Raw genomic sequence first — 641 nt, 5'->3', positions numbered from 1 at the left:
GTTTTATCTATTCTTTTAATCAGCACCCCTATCCTCTCCCAAGCGCATGAAACCGAGCAGTCGGTGGACTTGGACGAGGTTACCGTCGTCGGCAAAAGCCGTCCGCGCACCACGTCGGGGCTGCTGCACACTTCGACCACCTCAGACAAAATCATCTCCGGCGATACCTTGCGCCAAAAAGCCGTCAACCTAGGCGATGCTTTGGACGGCGTACCGGGCATTCATGCCTCGCAATACGGCGGCGGCGCGTCCGCTCCCGTTATTCGCGGTCAAACAGGCAGACGGATTAAAGTATTGAACCATCACGGTGAAACCGGCGACATGGCGGACTTCTCGCCCGACCATGCCTTGATGGTGGACAGCGCCTTGTCGCAACAGGTCGAAATCCTGCGCGGGCCGGTTACGCTCTTATACAGCTCGGGCAATGTAGCCGGTTTGGTCGATGTTGCCGATGGCAAAATCCCCGAAAAAATGCCTGAAAACGGCGTATCAGGCGAAGCCGGATTGCGTTTGAGCAGCGGCAATTTGGAAAAACTGACGTCCGCAGGCATCAATATCGGTTTGGGCAACAACTTCGTGCTGCATACCGGAGGCTTGTACCGCAAATCAGGCGATTACGCCGTACCGCGCTATCAAAAAGA

1 pseudogene is annotated in these 641 nt (G+C 55.7%); it reads left to right on the top strand.

What is annotated here, in order from left to right:
- Window positions 1-641 (top strand): annotated as a pseudogene (znuD, locus tag ACTHUR_RS15220) (TonB-dependent zinc receptor ZnuD); the annotation flags it as partial.

It is taken from the genome of Neisseria sp. P0021.S007, from assembly GCF_051956855.1.
Note: the sequence above shows the minus strand (reverse complement) of the source record. Positions and strands in the feature narration are given on the sequence as shown.